Origin of the sequence: Collimonas sp. (genome assembly GCF_035566555.1) — a bacterium.
In the GTDB taxonomy this organism is placed as follows: Bacteria; Pseudomonadota; Gammaproteobacteria; order Burkholderiales; family Burkholderiaceae_D; genus Collimonas.
In genome coordinates, this window is record NZ_DATMRB010000016.1 from 16179 (window position 1) to 34348 (window position 18170).

General features: G+C 58.5%; 15 protein-coding genes. 4 read left to right on the forward strand and 11 right to left on the reverse strand.

Translation table 11 applies throughout. The features are described 5' to 3' along the window. Nucleotides 1-119: 119 nt before the first annotated feature. From VNZ65_RS02900 to VNZ65_RS02935, 8 genes are all read right to left on the reverse strand, one after another. On the reverse strand, nt 120-1424 hold the full coding sequence (locus VNZ65_RS02900) for a pilus assembly protein CpaE (protein WP_325665896.1): 1305 nt from the start codon (nt 1422-1424) through the stop codon (nt 120-122). A gap of 22 nt (nt 1425-1446) precedes the next feature. Beyond that, nucleotides 1447-2763: a type II and III secretion system protein family protein gene (locus VNZ65_RS02905; RefSeq protein ID WP_325665898.1), complete on the reverse strand. Its 1317-nt coding sequence runs from the start codon at nt 2761-2763 to the stop codon at nt 1447-1449. 56 nt (nt 2764-2819) lie between these two features. Beyond that, a complete protein-coding gene (cpaB, locus tag VNZ65_RS02910; RefSeq protein WP_325665900.1) occupies nt 2820-3842 on the reverse strand; it encodes a Flp pilus assembly protein CpaB in 1023 nt (340 codons plus the stop codon). 155 nt (nt 3843-3997) lie between these two features. Further along, nucleotides 3998-4444: a TadE/TadG family type IV pilus assembly protein gene (locus tag VNZ65_RS02915; protein ID WP_325665924.1), complete on the reverse strand. Its 447-nt coding sequence runs from the start codon at nt 4442-4444 to the stop codon at nt 3998-4000. A gap of 118 nt (nt 4445-4562) precedes the next feature. Further along, nucleotides 4563-5093 (reverse strand): A24 family peptidase, encoded by a 531-nt coding sequence (locus VNZ65_RS02920; protein ID WP_325665902.1) that lies wholly within the window; start codon nt 5091-5093, stop codon nt 4563-4565. A gap of 106 nt (nt 5094-5199) precedes the next feature. Next, nucleotides 5200-5364, reverse strand: a complete 165-nt coding sequence (locus VNZ65_RS02925; protein ID WP_325665904.1) for a Flp family type IVb pilin — start codon at nt 5362-5364, stop codon at nt 5200-5202. Nucleotides 5365-5912: 548 nt separating this feature from the next. Then, the gene (locus VNZ65_RS02930) at nt 5913-7631 is read right to left on the reverse strand and encodes a ShlB/FhaC/HecB family hemolysin secretion/activation protein (protein WP_325665906.1); all 1719 of its coding nucleotides are present in this window, start codon (nt 7629-7631) and stop codon (nt 5913-5915) included. A gap of 227 nt (nt 7632-7858) precedes the next feature. Beyond that, on the reverse strand, nt 7859-9367 hold the full coding sequence (locus VNZ65_RS02935) for a collagen-like triple helix repeat-containing protein (protein WP_325665908.1): 1509 nt from the start codon (nt 9365-9367) through the stop codon (nt 7859-7861). Between the two features lie 312 nt (nt 9368-9679). On the opposite strand from VNZ65_RS02935, the gene VNZ65_RS02940 reads away from it, so the two are divergent. Continuing rightward, nucleotides 9680-10594, forward strand: coding sequence for a 5'-nucleotidase (locus VNZ65_RS02940; protein WP_325665910.1), 915 nt, complete (start codon nt 9680-9682; stop codon nt 10592-10594). Nucleotides 10595-10614: 20 nt separating this feature from the next. Here VNZ65_RS02940 and VNZ65_RS02945 read toward each other — a convergent pair whose 3' ends face one another. After that, nucleotides 10615-12267: a 3-(methylthio)propionyl-CoA ligase gene (locus VNZ65_RS02945; protein WP_325665912.1), complete on the reverse strand. Its 1653-nt coding sequence runs from the start codon at nt 12265-12267 to the stop codon at nt 10615-10617. A 149-nt stretch (nt 12268-12416) separates the two neighbouring features. Continuing rightward, entirely contained in the window at nt 12417-14729 is a 2313-nt protein-coding gene (locus tag VNZ65_RS02950; RefSeq protein ID WP_168228899.1) for an NADP-dependent malic enzyme, read from the reverse strand. 259 nt (nt 14730-14988) lie between these two features. On the opposite strand from VNZ65_RS02950, the gene VNZ65_RS02955 reads away from it, so the two are divergent. The 3 genes from VNZ65_RS02955 to VNZ65_RS02965 all read left to right on the forward strand — a co-directional run bounded on the left by VNZ65_RS02955 (nt 14989) and on the right by VNZ65_RS02965 (nt 17177). Then, nucleotides 14989-15477, forward strand: a complete 489-nt coding sequence (locus VNZ65_RS02955) for a rubrerythrin family protein (RefSeq protein ID WP_325665916.1) — start codon at nt 14989-14991, stop codon at nt 15475-15477. Nucleotides 15478-15551: 74 nt separating this feature from the next. After that, nucleotides 15552-15716, forward strand: coding sequence for a rubredoxin (locus VNZ65_RS02960; RefSeq protein WP_038485925.1), 165 nt, complete (start codon nt 15552-15554; stop codon nt 15714-15716). Nucleotides 15717-15998: 282 nt separating this feature from the next. Beyond that, nucleotides 15999-17177: an FAD-dependent oxidoreductase gene (locus tag VNZ65_RS02965; RefSeq protein WP_325665920.1), complete on the forward strand. Its 1179-nt coding sequence runs from the start codon at nt 15999-16001 to the stop codon at nt 17175-17177. Here VNZ65_RS02965 and VNZ65_RS02970 read toward each other — a convergent pair. After that, the coding region (locus VNZ65_RS02970) for an RQC domain-containing protein (RefSeq protein WP_325665922.1) at nt 17174-18170 on the reverse strand (997 nt) is incomplete at its 5' end. The two genes, VNZ65_RS02965 and VNZ65_RS02970, sit on opposite strands and share 4 nt — an antisense overlap.

Below are 18170 nucleotides of genomic sequence, written 5' to 3' on the forward strand. Positions count from 1 at the left end.
TATGTCTCCCGTCTTTCATCAGGGGCCGCGCCCGCCTGTCTTTTGCATTTTCTGCGGACAGGTAAGGAATGGCGGCGCAGATCGGTCTAAATCACGCTTGCATCAATGCGAATACAGGTCTATTTCCTCAACAGGATTTTCGGCAGCCAGCGCCCGACTCCCAGCTTGTGCGGCGTTACCTCAGCATGGCTAAGCAAACCGTCTATCAGGCCATCTACCGCCCGCACGTATGCATCATGCGGCGCTACCTCATGCAGCAGCTTGCCGCGGTTGGCGCTGGAAGTCAGCTTCAGCGTGCGTTCCGGCAAAGTCGCGAGCAAAGGCAACTTGAAACGCTCCGCAATCTGGCTGGCGCCCATGCCGAAGCGGTCGTCGTAGCGGTTGACCACCAGATGCCGCTTGCCGTCGTCCGGATGGCGCCCATTCAATTCTTGCAGGGTGCCCGCCAGCGACACCAGCGCGCCGACGCTCTGATCCGTCACCAGCCATACCTGGTCGGCGGCGCCGGTCAGGTTGGCGATGAATTCGTGGTTGGTGAAGCCGCCCAGGTCGGCAATCAGTACATCGAAATACAGGCGCAGGCGGTCCAGCAAAGCCAGGGCATCGTGATGCGAGACGGTACGCATCTCGCTCAGGCTGTGCGGCAATGAAATCACTGTGACGCCGCCGGGACTGCGCGGCAGCGCGGTATGCACCAGGGTTTCGTCGAAGCGCCGCAAGTTGCGTACTGCTTCGGCGAAGTCGAAATTGCCGTTGGCGCTCAGGTATAGCTTGCCGTCGCCGGCAGGCAGGCCGAGATCGAGCAGCGCCACTCGGCTATCGGTGGCGGCATGCTTGCCGCCTTGATTGCCGTTACGCTGCTGAATCATGTCGGCCAGATGCGCCGCCAGGGTGCTGGTACCGATGCCGGAACGGACACCGAGCAGCGTCACCAGCTGGCCACGCTTGACCGGTGCCGGATTCCGCGCGGCCGCCTTCGCCAGCACACGCTGCACGACTTCGCGCGCTTCGTCTTCGGAGGCGCTGACATCGATGAAATCGCTGACGCCGGCGCGCAGTGCCGCTACCGCGCCTTCAGGAAAAGCCATGGAACCGACCGCTACCAATGGCAGGGCTGGAAGAGACTTGCTCAAAGCGCGCGCCAGTTCAACCGCATGCGCGGTGCTGCTGACCGAATCAAGCGACAGCACGCCGGCATGGTCGTGTATCTGCTCGACGCCGGAAAAATCCAGCAGAACCAGCAAAGGATTGAGCTCGGCTATACGCGACAACAGTTCAGCCACATCGGCTTTTTCCTGCAGCAAGGTACCCCATTTCCCAAGGGCAGCACCTAGCCATTCCGCCTGCGCGCTGTTGCGCGAGCAAAAGACAAAACGGCTGAGCGACGTCAGTTCATTCAATACTTTGTTACGAGCGTTCATCATGTAGTCCAAAAATGGCTGTCGCTTATTTCGAAAATCCTGGCAACTCGTCTCGGCTCGCTCCCCCCAATAAATAGCTTCCCCATGCGGTTCCCGCAGTATTGCGGCGCTCGCCTTCGCCAGGCGTCGGCAGCGGCACATTTTTTGCGATAGGCTGCACGACATGGGGCGTGACTATGATCACCAGTTCTTTATCGTCCTGCGTGTAGCTCATGTTGCGGAAAAAGCTGCCGATAATCGGTAAATCACCTAATAGCGGAATTTTCGCCACATTGGATTTGGTCGTGCGCGATACCAGGCCGCCGATAATGAAGCTTTCGCCATCACCCAGTTCTACCGTGGTATCGGCGCGCCTGGTCGTGATGGCGGGAATCGATACATTGTTGGATATGATGGCATTGGTATAGTCCAGCTCACTGGCTTCCGGGGCGACCTTCAATGCAATCCGGCCCTTCGACAATATAGTCGGCGATACGGTCAGACCGATACCGTAAGGCTTGTATTCGATAGTGATGGAGCCCAGGCCCGCAGATTGTGGAATCGGCAGCTCTCCCCCCGCCAGGAAGCTTGCGCTCTGTCCCGAGAGAGCGGTCAATGAAGGTTCGGCCAGCACTCGGGCCAGGCCATTGGTTTCGACCAGTTTCAAATTATTGGTCAGGCTGAAATTTCCGCGCGTCAAAGAAGTCAGCAAACTGACCGCCCCCGTGCCCGGTCCCGTGCTCAGGCCGCCATTGGAAGCCAGGTTGCTGCCGAGATTGAAGCTGAAGCCACCGCGCTTCACGCTGGCGCCGAAATCAAAGCCGATCTGCTTCAGTACCTCCTTGCTGAATTCGACAATCTTGACATCTATCTGCACTACATTGCCGCTGTCGATACTGGAAATATCGAGCACTTTTCCCTTGCCCACGGCGTCGGCTGCAACCGCACTACTGCTCAAGTGGTCCAGCAGCGATGGTGTCTGGCCGCTGATCAAACCGGCGCCGCCACGCACCTGGACCTCGGCACCCGGCCGTCCAGCCAGCGCTGCCTGCAAATCGCCCTGTACCTTGACCCGCCAGGTCCTGGCCGGCAATCCTTTAGACCATACCGTCAAGGTGGTGTTGCCTGGCTTTTTTCCTACCAAAATCACACTGCCGCTCTTGCCTCCGGTTCCCTTCACCATCAGTACATCCGCCACTTCCGGATCCGCAATGGCAATCCGCTCCAGCGTACCGGCTACCGGCAAGGTTTGCTGCTCCCGTGCACCCAACGAAATATCTGCTGCGTCAGCAGCTGCAATCGAAATTGCAGGGATGACATTTGCGCTCAATAACAATGGTAGAAGTAGGTCGTGGATTTTCATGAGTTACGCGTCGTCCTGTTATCGATATAAGCCGGTCATTCGAAGATATCTATGCGTTAAAAAGCCACCGATTCTCGTTGCGTGCCGCGAATCACTTCCACCGTCCCAGCATTTCCAGCACCACGTGCGGATGCAGGACCCGCCGCTCTCGCCGCGGCCAGATTGCGCCCTCCCGGCTTGTGGGCCGACGATTTTGAATCGCTGCTCAGGCCATCCATTTCTATGCCGGCAAAAGCCTGGTTATCAGGCTGCTTTAATGCCTCCTGCTGATCGCGCGTCAAATCCCTTTTCCCCGCAAGCACCGCAGGGATCTGTGGAAACAGCGCCACATCGGAAATGGTTTCATCGCTTGGATTGCGCAGCGCCAGTGTCAGCTTTCCATTCTGAGTTGCCAGCAACAACCGGTTGACGTCGGCAACTTGTGTCGCCAATACGGCGGTGCGCGCCGCTTGCTGGCCCTGGGGAGCTGCTTGCGCCGCTTGTGCGGATTGCGAAGAGGATTGCTGCGTCGGCACGACTCCCGCGCTGCCGCTGCTTGTTCCCGTACCGATCACAGCTGCTCCGTATGACAGTACATGTACACGCGATAGCAGCAAGCGCGACTGCGTCGTCGCGATATCCTGGGATTGCTTGAGAGTGAAAAAGACATCCACATAATCACCTGCCTGAACCCGGTTGCCTGCACCGACAATTTCATCGACGGGAATCGCCACTGCCCGTTCGCCGTCGGCCAGTTTGACAGACAGGCCGCTGGCCAAGCCGCTTTCCGTGATGGGTGTGCCGATGCCGATATCAATCAGCGGTACTTTGCCGACCACCGAACTGGCCTGGTCGAAGGCGCCTGCAGGATTGATAGGCAAAGTCACCAGGCTGATGTCGTTAGTAGTGATAGCCTTGCCCGCTTCCAGTGCGCGTGCCGCCACGATTACTTCGTAGTGCTGGGACGACGACTTGCTGGCCACCGCTGGCGCCGGTGCGAGCGTTGGCGGCGGGCGACTGCCCAGCCACCAGGCTACAAATGCCAAACCAAGCGCGGCCACCACCAATATCGCTGCAACAATTTTTGTCAGATTATTCATGGTGTGTACTCGATGCCTGTCCGAACGAAAAGATTGTTCAAGGTGGTTTCCATGTCAAATTCAAGTCAGCAAAGGGTAAGTCATTGGCTCAATGATTCAAGACCGACAAAAGCTGGCATTGCGCGTAAAAATCTTCAGCCCTGAGGCAGCTTTATTCAGTTAATTTGTACAGTCGCAGAACTCGCCAGTGTCGTAGGTACCGCAATGCTCATGATTGGCCCCAGCAGTAGCGGCACCAAAGGCTTCGCCGCATAAGGGTAGGCGAGGTTTACGGTAATGCATTGTGCGGTGGTGCCAGCGGGAAAGGCGCAGGTGAATGGCCCGACCGGCGTGCAGGTCGCTGTCGACGCGCCTCCGCTGCTGCCCAGCCAGCTGACAAGTTGCGTGGCTGTATTACAGGCAATCGTGCCGCGATCGGCAGTGGTGTAACGCAACGCTGCACGTGCGCCTTCTTCCGCCGCCAGCGCGAGGGATTGCTGGGCCAGGAAAATCAGCACATAGGTGATGATCCCATACAGCACTATGAAGAATACGGGAAATATCAAGGCAAACTCTATTGCTGCCACACCGCTCTGAGTAACGCTCTTGGCCCCTCTGTCCATATCAGGACGAGCTGCACATTTATATTTGTTATACATCCCTGCTCCCGATCTTCACAGCCGAAACGATTGGTATATTACCGACGCGCGCTGTACTGACATGCATGGTGCAAACAACAATTCAGATAAAACCCGGGATTACTCCCGCACTGCACATGCCAGCCCAAGCCCCCGCTAACGCCAGATATGCAGCATAGGGAATACCGATACGATTACCACGCCGTTCCAAAACACGCTGATACAAAGGCCAGCGCGCCACGCGCATCGCGACAACGTGCAAGCCCGGCGCAAGCCCCATTCGCAATATGTAGATCACGACAGCATGTACGCCAGCGAACATTGATCCGATCAAAAACACCGGCAATAACGCAGCTGGCCCAAGCAATAGGCCAAGTACGGCAAAGAACTTCACATCGCCTGCCGCCATTGCACGCAGGGCATACAGTGGCAGGAAAAAAATCAGCCCGACCGCAAATCCAGAGAGTGCGCCTGTCCATGTCACACCGTTCAATCCATTTCCCGAACTTGCAAGCCAACCTAGTTGCACTGCAATTGCCATCAGTAACAATCTGTTTGGAACGCGCCTGAACAAATAGTCGTACATAAATATGGCAGCGCAAAACAGCAAAAGCAGCAACAGGGAATAGTGCATATCCTGAATTTTTTTACGCTCTCCAACTAATCGTTAAAATAGCTGGACAGCGTATGGTCTCTGGTATGTACATCGAGTGGGTTTCCAGTAGCAAGCATTTAGGCCGCTATGGAATAGCGTTGGTTATACTGGTAAATATTGCCCCCAACTTGGTGCCTAGACCAGTGACTGCACCAATGATTACCACCGCAATCAGGCCCGCAATCAGACCATACTCAATGGCGGTAACGCCGTCTTCATCCCGAAGAAATTTCATTAATTTGACGTTCATTGTGATCTCCCGAAGAAACACTCATCGCATTAAAGAGGTAGCCTGCAGTATCGCAATCAGAGGAAAAACAGACTCGCGTTCTACCCTGAATTGCAGCACCTGATTTCGGACTACGCAGTATCAGCATAGCCCCGATTAAAAATTACCTCAAGATAAATTTTTCCCTTAAGAAACTTATTATTAGAATAATCTCTCTAGTACCGTTTTCATAGGTGAACCGCGATTTTTCTTTGAAATATTGTTTTACATTATGAAAAAAATGCTTACATCTAAGCAAGTAAAAATTTCCATAAAGAAATTCAGAAAACAACTATCGACGTGTATTTTTCATAGTTTTATTCGTCATAAAAACGCAAGCTGATTTCCACAGTTTCAAGGCATGGAAAAAGGTGGGAAAACACTCCGGACCGGCAGATTTGCTGGTGTTTGCTTAACAGTCACTGGACATTCGTGCACATCAGGAAAGAGGTGATCAATGGCCTATGGCAACGAAAAATCCGTAGCACCGGCGCCGATCGGGAGACAGCCATCTCCGCGCGAACCCGCATTTAATCCATCTGATACGAATAAGCCGCATTTACACGCGGCGATCGCGAACTGGAGTTGATGGGAATGTCGGCTACCGGCTTCGCTATCGACAGGTCCAAGGTGTAGTAATGGCCGTCTGAAAAGCGTACCCCCAGCGCAACAGACCCCAATGTGTCATGACTCAAAGGACCTGCATTGGAATACACTCGAGAATGGTCCACCAGAAAATACGGTTGCACTGTTTTCAGGTAGGTGTAACTCATGGGGAACAGCCGGTTTATTTCAGCCGATACGCCCCAGCCTTTGTCCCCGGCCAGCTCGCCCGCAGGGTAGGCAAGCCCGAATAATCTCCCACCAAAACCGATCTGTTCCGATGTCGGCAGGATGTTGCTGCTGTACTGCGTGCTGGCGGCTACCGCAACGCCGAAGCCGCCGGGCAGCTGGTTCGATTGCGCCGCTTGTAGAGTGACTTTGGTAAAACCCAAATCGACGTTGCTCTGCTCAGTCCTGCTGCCGAGCGAGCTCAGGGCTTTATAGACGCCGACATTCAACTGGCGCGTCTGCTGCAATTTGTCCGGCCCTGTCTTGACATCGGTCCATGCAGCCTCTGCGCTTAACACCCGCACCTGCGAACTCAGTTCCAATGTCATCGGCGTGGCCGGCACCGAACGGGTAAACACCTGACTGTTTTCCGCCGAGTACGCGCCGCCGGTGACGGTCAAGCTATGCGTGTTATCCAGGATCACCGGATAGCTGAGAGAGGCGCCAACGCGGGTGGTCTTGGTTTGATATTGATTCAGGTAATCGACCGATGACAGGGCTGCATTTTGTGGCTGCGCACGATAGTCAGACCAGTTCACCTTGGCCAGCAAGCCATCCGTGCCGATCGGCTGGACATAATTCAGCGCATAGTATTTTTCATGCTGCTCGCCGCTCGGCTGCAGCGTGCTCACCGTCACCTGCTCGCCCAGCGGCGTCAAGCCGTTGCTGCTGGCGGTCAGCAAGCCGCGTATGCCTGGCTGCCGGTAATCGGCGCCGACGCCCACGGTGATCGGTTTGCGCTTCACCGTCAGCACCATGTCGGCGGCGCCGTCGGTGGTGGTCGGCGGCGCCACGTTGGCGACGATCTTGACCCCTGGCTGCAAACTGAGAATGCCGGCGACCCGTTCGAACGTGGCGCGCCGCAACGGCCTGTCCTGCTGCAACTGTTCAGCGATCAGCTTCAGGCGCTCTTCACTGCCGCCCGGATTGCCTTCTACCTTGACGTTGCTGACATAGCCTTCCACCACCGTGACCACCACTACATTATTCTCGAAAGTCTGAGCCGGAATGAACGCAAAGGACAGCGGATAGCCGCGCTCCTGGTACATCTGCGTGACCTTGTTGGCGGCGGCCAGCAATTCCGCCACGGTGACGTCGCGATTGGCCATCGGCGCGAACAGCGCTGCAATTTCCTCGAACGGCAGGGTCTTGCTGCCGGCGATCTGGAAACGCGAAGGCGTCAGATGACTTGCCAGCAGTTTCTGCATGGCCGGATCGACCGGCTGGGTCTGCACATTGATGGTCACCGTCGAACTGGACGGGGCTTCGGCCTTAGGCAAGGTATCGGTCGGATTGCCTTGCAGCGGACTGCGCGAATCGGCATGCGCCGGCAGGACAGTCGTGGTCATCAGCCAATAGGCGCTGCCGGCCAGGATCAGTCCGGCGCGGCGGAAGCACTTCGATTTAAATAGTTGCATGCGGCTACGGCTCTCGTTCGTTATCGAAGCAAAACCTGTCTATTCATCGCGGTCGCTCAAGCACGACCTGAAGTCACTGTTAAAGTACGGCAATAATTCACTTAGTGCAACTATTTTATTCCGTCATGCGTTGTCAATCCGCTCGCATGGTACTTGACTGTTTTCCGGCCCCATCAAACAAAAAGCCTTGGTAAAAACCAAGGCTTTTTGCCCACCGCTGCCGACGCTTATTTTTTGACTGTGGCGCCCAGCAAGCCACCCAGTATGCCGCCGGCCTGGACGCTGCCGCCAGTGCCGCCGGCGCTTGCCGAAACGCCGCCGGTCAAGCCTGCCACCAGATTGAGTACAGGAGCCAATGGGCCCGCTGCTGCGCTGCCGCCTGCACCGGCGCCAGCGCCGACTGCAACCGTACCGCCCAGGCTGCCCAATAGGCCGGTCACCGGAGCCAGGATATTGCCGGCGCCGCTACCTGCGCCACCGGCGCCAGCCACGCCGCCGGTCAAGCTACCCAGCAAGCCTGTTACAGGGGCTAGAGGGCCGCTGCCGCCAGCACCGCCAGCTGCACCAGTCAAACCACCCAGCAAGCCAGTGACCGGGGCCAGAGGACCGCTGCCGCCGGCGCCGCCAACTGCGCCAGTCAAGCCGCCCAGCAAGCCAGTGATCGGAGCAAGAGGACCGCTGCCGCCGGCGCCGGCTGCGCCACTAAGGCTGCCAGTCAGACCGTTCACCACGCCGACCACAGGCGCCAGCGGTCCAACCAGTGCGCTCAGCAGGGCATTGTCAACCGGTTGCAAGATGCCGCCGGTCTGGCTGCCCAATAGCGGCTGGCCAGTGCCGGTAATGCCGTTGGTCGACAAGCCGCCCACCAGTTTGCCGGTGTTAGTCACCACCGGGCCCAGATTGCTGACCACCGGCACGCCGGAACCGGTCAGGCCGGCGCCAACATTGGCGACCGTGCCGCCTAGCGTACCCAGCAGCAGATTGGCCGGCTGGTTGAGCGCCGTCGCATTGCCAACGGTTTGCAGCAGAGTGCCTGCGGTATTAGTCAGGGGAACAATTGCCGTGCTGACTGTTTGCGTCAGCTGTTGTACCGGGCCGGTAGTCAAGGCCGTGGTAACGATGGGCGCCACGGTGCCAGATACGGTATTGCCGATGGTGCTGACCAGACCGCCTACCGGCGTCGTCACCGGCGCCAGGGCGCTCAGCGGTCCGCTGCTGCCGAGGCTTGATACCACCTGGCCGGCGCTGTTCACGGTAGCGCCGACCTGTGCCACTACGCCGCCAGTGCTGCCGACAGTAATTCCAACCGGATTTTGCGCCGTGCCTATCTGACCCAGGCCGTTGGTCAAGCCGCCGCCCAGCACGGTGACGATGCCGCTGGCGTTATCGATCACGCCTCCCAGCGCGGTCTTGGTGGCCGCAGGCAGCGGTAGCTGGCTAACGATGGTATTGCCGGCGCCGTCAACCGCTGTGCCTACGGAGGATACCGTGGTGCCAAGATTCGAAACCAGGTTGGACGAACTGGCAGTCGGCGTCACTGGCGTGACCGGGGTGACCGGGGTGACCGGTGTGGTTGGCGTAGTCGGGGTAGTCGGCGTGGTGCCGCCGCCAGGACCGGTGCCGGCGGTGGTGCCGCCGACGTTGCCCAGCAATCCGCCGCTGCTGCCGCAGCCGGCGAGCAGTGCGGTGAGTAACAATGATGCTGTAAGCAATCCACTCTTTTTCAATGCTTTCATGATCTATCTCCCTTTTTTGACGACTCAAATGACAGCTCTGCTTACTTTCTTTGCGCAAAGAGCGTGCCAGCCGGAAAACCGCGTGAACCGGCTAATACCACACGTCATAAAAATTGTTGAAAAATAGAAAAAACCCTTAAAAATCAATGACTCATAGAAACATCCAAAGATCTTTCCGCAACCCATCCGGAAACAGTTGCGCGGCCGGCGATACGTAACATGTAACGTAACAAGCGGGAACACGAACCCTGCCGGCAACCATGCGGAGGCCTATAATGAGCGCTGTCGCTACCTACCCGAAGAGCACCACTCATGCCGCAGTCGCTGGAAAATTTGCTGGTCGTAGGGATTTCATCGCGCGCACTGTTCGACCTGGAAATCGAGGAAGCCATCTTCCGCCAGGAAGGACTGGCGGCCTATCGCCGCCACCAGCTGCTCAATGAAAACCAGGTTCTCAAGCCGGGAGCCGGTTTTGCCCTGGTAAAAGCCTTGCTGAAACTGAACCAGCTGACCGGCCAGCGCTTTGTCGAAGTGGTCGTCATGTCGCGCAATTCCAGCGAAACCTCGATGCGCATCTTCAATTCCATCAAGCACTACCAACTCGACATCACTCGTGCAGTGCTGTCCGGCGGCGCTTCGCTGGCGCCCTACCTGCAGGCTTTCAATGTCAGCCTGTTCCTGTCGCTGCACGAGGACGATGTGCAGGCGGCCGTCAACGCCGGCACCGCGGCAGCGCTGCTGTACCAGATGCCTGAAAATGCCATGGAAGAGCTGGACCAGATCCGCATCGCCTTCGATGGCGACGCCGTGATTTTTTCAGATGAATCGGAAAAGATTTACCAGAACGAGGGGATCGAGGCATTTGAACGGCATGAGCGCGAGAACGCCCTGCTGCCCTTGCCGCAGGGTCCGTTTGCGCGGCTGCTGCTGGCGCTGTCCTATATCCAGAACAACTTCAAGAATCCGGATGGCCACGCAGCGCCTATCCGCACCGCGCTGGTCACCGCGCGTTCTTCGCCGGCTCACGAGCGGGTGATACGTACCTTGCGCGCCTGGGATGTGGCGATCGACGAAACCTTCTTCATGGGCGGCCTCGTCAAATCGGACGTGCTGGCGGCGTTCAAGCCGCATATGTTTTTCGACGACCAGCCTGGCCATTGCGACCGCGCCGCCGTCAAGGTGCAGACCGCACGCGTGCCATGGAAGCAGTCCAGCGAATTCGAATAAATGCGGCTGAATTAGCGGATTCAGGCGGTCGGCAGGGTATAGCCCTTGAACTGCTCGCGCAGCTTGTTTTTCAACAGCTTGCCGGTAGCCCCGATCGGCAAAGCGTCGACGAAGGCGACGTCATCCGGCGTCCACCATTTGGCGATCTTGCCTTCAAAAAATTTCAACAGCTCGCCGCCGCTGACTTCCTTGCCGGGCTTGCGCACCACTACCAGCAAAGGCCGCTCGTCCCACCTTGGATGAAAGATGCCGATGCAAGCGGCCATCTGCACCGCCGGATGCGCCATCACGATATTTTCCAGGTCGATGCTGCTGATCCATTCGCCGCCGGACTTGATCACGTCCTTGCTGCGGTCGGTGATCTGCATGTAGCCGTCGCCGTCGATGGTGGCGACGTCGCCGGTGGGGAACCAGCCGTCCTGCAACACAGCGCCACCCTCGTTCTTGAAATAGCCGGAGACGATCCACGGCCCCCTGACCAGCAGATTGCCGTACGTGACGCCATCCCAGGGCAGCTCCTTGCCAAGGTCGTCGACAATCTTCATGTCGACGCCATAGATCGCGTGGCCCTGCTTTTGCAGCAGCAATTCCTGCTGCTCCATGGGCAAGGACAGATGCCTGGTCTGCAGGGTGCCACTGGTTCCCAGCGGCGACATTTCGGTCATGCCCCAGGCATGCACCACCTCCACGCCGTAACGATGGCGCAAGCTCTTCATCATCGCCGGCGGACAGGCTGAACCGCCGATGATGGTGCGCTTGAAGCTGGAGAAACGCAGCTGGTTCTGCTCCATGTGATTCAGCAGGCCGAGCCAGACCGTCGGCACGCCGGCGGAAATGGTGACCTGCTCCTGCTCGAACAGTTCATACAGCGATTTGCCGTCCAGCCCCGGCCCCGGAAACACCATCTTGGCGCCGGTCAGCGGCACTGCATACGGCAAACCCCAGGCGTTGACATGAAACATCGGCACGATCGGCAGCACGGCGTCGCGGCCGGAGATATTCATGGTGTCCGGCATGACCGACGCCAGCGAATGCAGCACCGTCGAGCGCTGCGAATACAGCGCGCCCTTGGGATTGCCGGTGGTGCCGGAGGTATAGCACAGGCTGGAAGCGGAATTTTCATCGAACGAAGGCCACTGGAAATCGTCCCGGCTGGCCGCCAGCAACTCTTCGTAGCACAGCAAGCCAGGCAGCTTGCTGTCCTGCGGCATGTGCTCGCGGGCGCACAGGGCGATGTAGCCCTTGATGGTCTTGCTCAGCGGCGCCACGGCTTCCACCAGCGGCAGGAAGCAGGTATCGAACAGCAGGTACTGATCTTCGGCGTGGTTGGCGATATAGGCGATCAGCTCCGGATGCAGGCGCGGATTGATGGTATGCAGCACGGCGCCGGCGCCGGACACGGCGTAATACGCTTCCATGTGGCGGTAGCCGTTCCAGGCCAGCGTGGCGACCCGCTCGCCCATCCTGACGCCAAGGCCGGCGAGCGCGTTGGCGAGCCGGCGTGCGCGGCTGTGGCAATCGCTGTAGGTATAGCGATGCAGGTCGCCCTCCACCCGCCGCGAGACGATTTCATTGGCGCCGAAATGGCGGTCGGCGTGCTGGATAATGCTGGAGATGAGCAAAGGCTGGCTCATCATCTGCCCCATCAGCGGGCTTTGCGGAAAGTCGGTCATCACGTCTCCTGATAATTATCGTGCGGCTGTTTTCGCTACGTTACACGTTTTTATCCGCCCTGTGACCAACAAAAAAAGCCCCGCTTTACCGCCGGTGATCTGGCGGTAAAGCGGGGCTTTTCGATTCTTGCTTGCTACTAGCTCAGTTCTTAACGCGCCGAGATCGCATCCACCACGCACAAGGCGGTCATGTTGACGATGCGGCGTACGGTGGCCGACGGCGTCAGGATGTGCACCGGCTTGGCGCAACCCAGCAGGATCGGACCGACCGCGACACCGTTGCCGCAAGTGTTCTTGAGCAGGTTGTAGGCGATATTGGCGGCGTCGATATTCGGCATCACCAGCAGGTTGGCGTCGCCGGTCAAGGTCGAATCCGGCATCAGCTGGCGCCGCAGTTCGATGTTAAGCGCGGTGTCGCCATGCATTTCGCCATCGACTTCCAGGTCCGGCGCCAGTTCCTTGATGATCGCCAGCGCATTGCGCATCTTCTGCGCCGAAGCGCTGTTGCTGGAACCGAAGTTGGAATGCGACAGCAAGGCCGCGCGCGGCTTGATGCCGAAACGCAGCATCTCTTCGGCCGCCAGGATCGTGATCTCCGCCAATTGTTCGGCAGTCGGCTCTTCATTGACGTGGGTATCGACCAGCACCAGCTGGCGGTCAGCCAGGATCAAGGCATTCATCGCCGCGTACACATTGACGCCTTCGCGCCGGCCCAGCACCTTGTCGATGTAGTTCAGGTGCAGGCTGGTGGTGCCGTAGGTGCCGCAGATCATGCCGTCGGCATGGCCCTTGTGGATCGCCATCGAACCGATCAGCGTGTGGCGGCGGCGCATTTCCAGCTTGGCGTACTGCTCGGTCACGCCCTGGCGCTTGGTCATGGCCAGGAAGGTCTGCCAGTAATCGCGATAGCGTTCGTCGAAATCCGGATTGATGACTTCAAAATCGACATCCGCTTTCAGGCGCAAGCCAAAACGCTCGATGCGCTGCTGCAGCACAGCCGGACGGCCGACCAGGATAGGACGCGCCAGGTTTTCATCGACCACCACCTGCACTGCGCGCAGGACGCGTTCTTCTTCGCCCTCGGCGTAGACGATGCGTTTCTTCTCGGCCGGGGTCTTCTTGGCGATCTGGAACAATGGCCGCATGAAGGTGCCGCTGCGATAGACAAACTGCTGCAGCTTGTCGATGTAGGCTTCCATGTCCTGGATCGGACGGCTGGCGACGCCGGAGGCAACCGCAGCCTTGGCTACTGCCGGCGCGATCTTGATCATCAGGCGCGGATCGAACGGCTTCGGAATGATGTATTCCGGACCGAACGACAGGTTGGTGATGCCATAGGTGGTGGCCACGATGTCCGACTGCTCGGCTTGCGCCAGTTCAGCAATCGCATGCACCACGGCGATTTCCATCTCACGCGTGATGGTGGTGGCGCCGCAATCGAGGGCGCCGCGGAAAATGTAGGGGAAGCAGAGGACGTTGTTGACCTGGTTCGGATAATCCGAACGGCCGGTTGCCATGACGGCGTCGTCGCGCACGGCCTTGACGTCTTCCGGCAGGATTTCCGGGGTCGGGTTGGCCAACGCCAGCACCAGCGGCCGCGGCGCCATCGCCTTGACCATGTCTTGCTTGAGCACGCCGCCGGCCGACAGGCCGAGGAAAATGTCAGCGCCAGGGATCAGTTCGGCCAGGGTGCGGGCATCGGTTTCACGCGCAAAGCGTTCCTTGTCCGGATCCATCAGTTCAACGCGGCCCTTGTAGACCACGCCGGCCAGGTCGGTGACGAAAATGTTTTCAATCGGGAAGCCGAGATCGACGATCAGGTCCAGGCAGGCCAGCGCGGCAGCGCCGGCGCCGGAGACCACCAGCTTGCAGCTCTTGATATCCTTGCCGACTACTTTGAGGCCATTGAGGATCGCCGCGCCGACGATGATGGCGGTGCCGTGCTGGTCGTCGTGGAAGACCGGGATCTTCATGCGGTCGCGCAGCTTGCGCTCGATCTCGAAGCACTCAGGGGCCTTGATGTCTTCCAGGTTGATGCCGCCGAAGGTCGGTTCCAGCGAGGCGATGATATCGCACAGTTTTTCCGGATCGTGTTCGTTGATTTCGATATCGAAGACGTCGATGCCGGCGAATTTCTTGAACAGCACGCCCTTGCCTTCCATCACCGGCTTGGATGCCAGCGGCCCGATATTGCCCAGGCCCAGCACGGCAGTGCCGTTGGTAATGACTGCCACCAGGTTGCCGCGCGCTGTGTAGCGAAAGGCATTGGCCGGATCGGCAACGATTTCTTCACAAGCCGCGGCCACGCCCGGCGAGTAGGCCAGCGCCAGATCGCGCTGGTTGGTCAGTAATTTGGTAGGAGTTACGCTGATTTTCCCGGGGGTCGGAAACTCGTGATATTCAAGCGCCGCTTGGCGTAATTGTAGGCGCAGCTCTTCTTTTTTATCGATCATCGAATCCATGTTTCTCTGTCCCCAAGTGTAACAAGTGAAAGTCCTTGATTTTATCAGACTGCTCGCAAGCAGCTATGCGAATTTCGCATGGTGAATAGCGATTTCACATAGTTGTATATTGATAAAAGCTATTCGATATAAAAATTGACATATAAATCTATCATAGCCATTAAGATATCCAATTTCCATTTTTGATAAATAAAATCTATCATTCATCCCAAGGTCATCAACAAAACACCCTTCCCCCGGACAATTGAGAGAGCACACCATGGCAAACCAAGACAGCAACAGCAAATCAGTCACTATCGAAAACCTGGAAGCCGCCTTCGCCGGTGAATCCATGGCCCATATAAAATACCGCTATTTCGCCAAGCTGGCACGCGAAGCGGGCGCCAACGATGTCGCCAAGATTTTTGAGGATACGGCAGACCAGGAAGTGATGCATGCTTTTGGCCATCTCGACCTGCTGTATCCGAAAGCGCAGCTGACGCCAGCCAAATCGCTGGAAATCGCGATTGAAGGCGAGACTTACGAATACACTGAGATGTATCCAAAATTCCGCCACCTGGCGATTGAAGAAGGCAACCAGGCTGCGGTCGCCGAATACGATGAGCAGATCGCTGAATCGAAAGAGCATGCAGAGAATTTCAAACGCACCCTGGAAAAGGCAGCCAAGCGCTTCGCTGCCCTGGCCAAGGTGGAAGAGCGCCACGCCAATCATTACCAGCATGCGCTGGATGCATTGAACGCAGCGTAATCAAAGAAAAGCGCCGGGCGGCGGGGCAAAGCGCCGCCAGGTGAAACACCATCACCACACATAGAGGAAACAACATGAAAACTTACCAATGCATCGTTTGCGGCCTGATTTATGACGAAGCGGCCGGCTGGCCGGAAGACGGCATCGCTGCCGGCACCAAGTGGGAAGACGTACCCGCTACCTGGGAATGTCCGGATTGCGGCGTCGCCAAGGCAGACTTTGAAATGGTCGAGATCTAGTGTCGTGTCCTGCCTCATCTGTCGGTATATCGCGCCGGCCTTGGCCCGTAGCGCTAGGCGTGCCGAGGAGACATAGCGGGGCTATGGCGACGAGGCGCAACGACGCGATACGGGTCAAGGACCAGCGAGATGCCGACAGATGAGGCGTGACACGACACTAGGCAACTGTTGTAAAATCGGCGGCTGCATCGCCAGGCGCAAGCGCCTGCGGCGGCCGGCAAGACAATTTCCCAATCACCTCAAGACGCTTTATCCTCACCGCCATCACTCCCCAGGACATCCATGAAACCCATTATCATCATCGGCGCCGGCATGGCTGCTTATTCTCTGGCACGTGAAGTGCGCAAGCTGAACAAGACTGCCGCCCTGCTCATCATCACTGCCGACGATGGCGGTTTCTACTCCAAGCCAATGCTGTCGAATGCTTTCGCGCAAAAGAAACTGGCGGCCCAGCTGGTCTCGCACAGCGCCGTCGCAATGGCGGAACAGGTCGGCGCCCATATCATGACCAAGACCCGGGTCAAGCATATCGATACGATCGCCAAAGTGGTAGACACCAGCAGCGGCGCTTTCGACTATGAACAGCTGGTGATCGCGGTCGGCGCCCAGGCGATCCGGCTGGGTATCGGCGGCGACGCCGCCGAGCGCGTGCTGTCGGTCAATCACATCGACGATTACGCCACCTTCCGCGAGAAGCTGCTGCCCGAGGTACAGGCGTCCGCTCGCGTGGTGATCCTGGGCGCCGGCCTGATCGGCTGCGAATTTGCCGACGACCTCGCCGCCCACGGCCACCAGGTCATGCTGGTCGATCCCAACAGCCTGCCTTTGGCAGCGCTGGCGCCGCCGCCGCTGTCGCAAGGCTTGCACGCCGCCCTCAGCGCGCGCGGCATAGACCTGCGCCTGGGCACCACCGCCAGCAGCGTCGATCATGCCGACGGCGCACTCAAAGTGACGTTGGCCAATGGCGATAGCGTGGTGGCCGATGTGGTCCTGTCGGCCGTCGGCCTGCGCCCCGACCTGACCTTGGCGCAAGCGGCGAACCTGGCCAGCGGCCGCGGCATCCTGATCGATTCCCATGGCCGCACCAGCGCACCCGACGTGTATGCGCTCGGCGATTGCGCCGAATACCGCATCGATGGCGAAGGCCGCACCAGCCCGCTGCCGTATATTGCACCGATCCTGACAGCAGCCCGGGCGATTGCCAAGACTCTGAACGGCGAAGACACGGAAATCGATCTCAAGCATTCACCGGTGATCGTCAAGACGCCAAGCTATCCGCTGGCGCTGGTGCCGCCGCCGGCGCATGCGGTGGCGACCGGCCGCTGGGAAACCGAAGTCGATGGCGGCACCACGATCTGCCGCTTCTTCGATGCGCAAGGCGTGATGCTTGGTTTCGGCGTGGCGCCGCAGGAAGCGAAAATCAGGCAGGCCTTGATGGCGGCGCTGGGGACCAAGCCTTAATCATTCATTTGCGTTCCGGCTGGAAAAAAAATCCCGAGTAGGGTGGGCACGAATTCTGCAATCAGCTCGACGATCTCGGCGCCATAGGTTTCCAGCTTCTTCTCGCCGACGCCGCTGACGCCGCGCAGGTCGTCCAGCGAACTCGGTTGCGCCTTGGCGATTTCGCGCATGGTGGCGTCGTGGAAAATGACATAGGCTGGCACATTGTGCTTGCGCGCGGTTTCCACCCGCCACCAGCGCAGTTTCTCGAAGATGGCCTGTTCCAGCGTCGACAGATCGGTTTCGACGTAGCCCTTGGATTTGCCGCTGCTGCGCTTCTGCTTGACCGGTTTCTGATACTGCCGCAGCTGTACCGGATGTTCGCCCTTCAGCACCGGCCGCGCAGCATCGGTCAGCTTCAAGGCGCTGTAAGCTTCATGGTCGACCGTGATCAGGCCGAGCGCAATCGATTGCCGCAAGATGGCGCGCCACTCCGCTTCGCTGCGGTCGCTGCCGATGCCGAAGGTGGATAGCTGGTCGTGGCGCCACTGCTTGATCTTGTCGGAATCGATGCCGCGCAAGACATCCATCACGTGCATGGCGCCGAAGCGCTGGTCGACACGATAAATCGTCGACAGCAGCTTTTGCACCACCACCGTGGCGTCGAATGAGACCGGCGGACTCATACAGGTATCGCAGTTGCCGCAGCGCTCGGAACCCTGGCCGAAATAATCCAGCAGGCGCACGCGCCGGCAATGCAAGGTTTCGCACAGGCCAAGCATGGCGTCCAGCTTGACGCCGAGCACGCGCTTGAAGGTCTCGCCGGCTTCCGACTCATCGATCATACGGCGCTGCTGCACCACATCCTGCAAGCCATACGCCATCCAGGCATTAGCCGGGCCGCCGTCACGGCCGGCGCGGCCGGTTTCCTGGTAATAGCCTTCGATGCTTTTCGGCAGGTCCAGATGGGCGACAAAGCGCACATCCGGCTTGTCGATCCCCATGCCGAAGGCG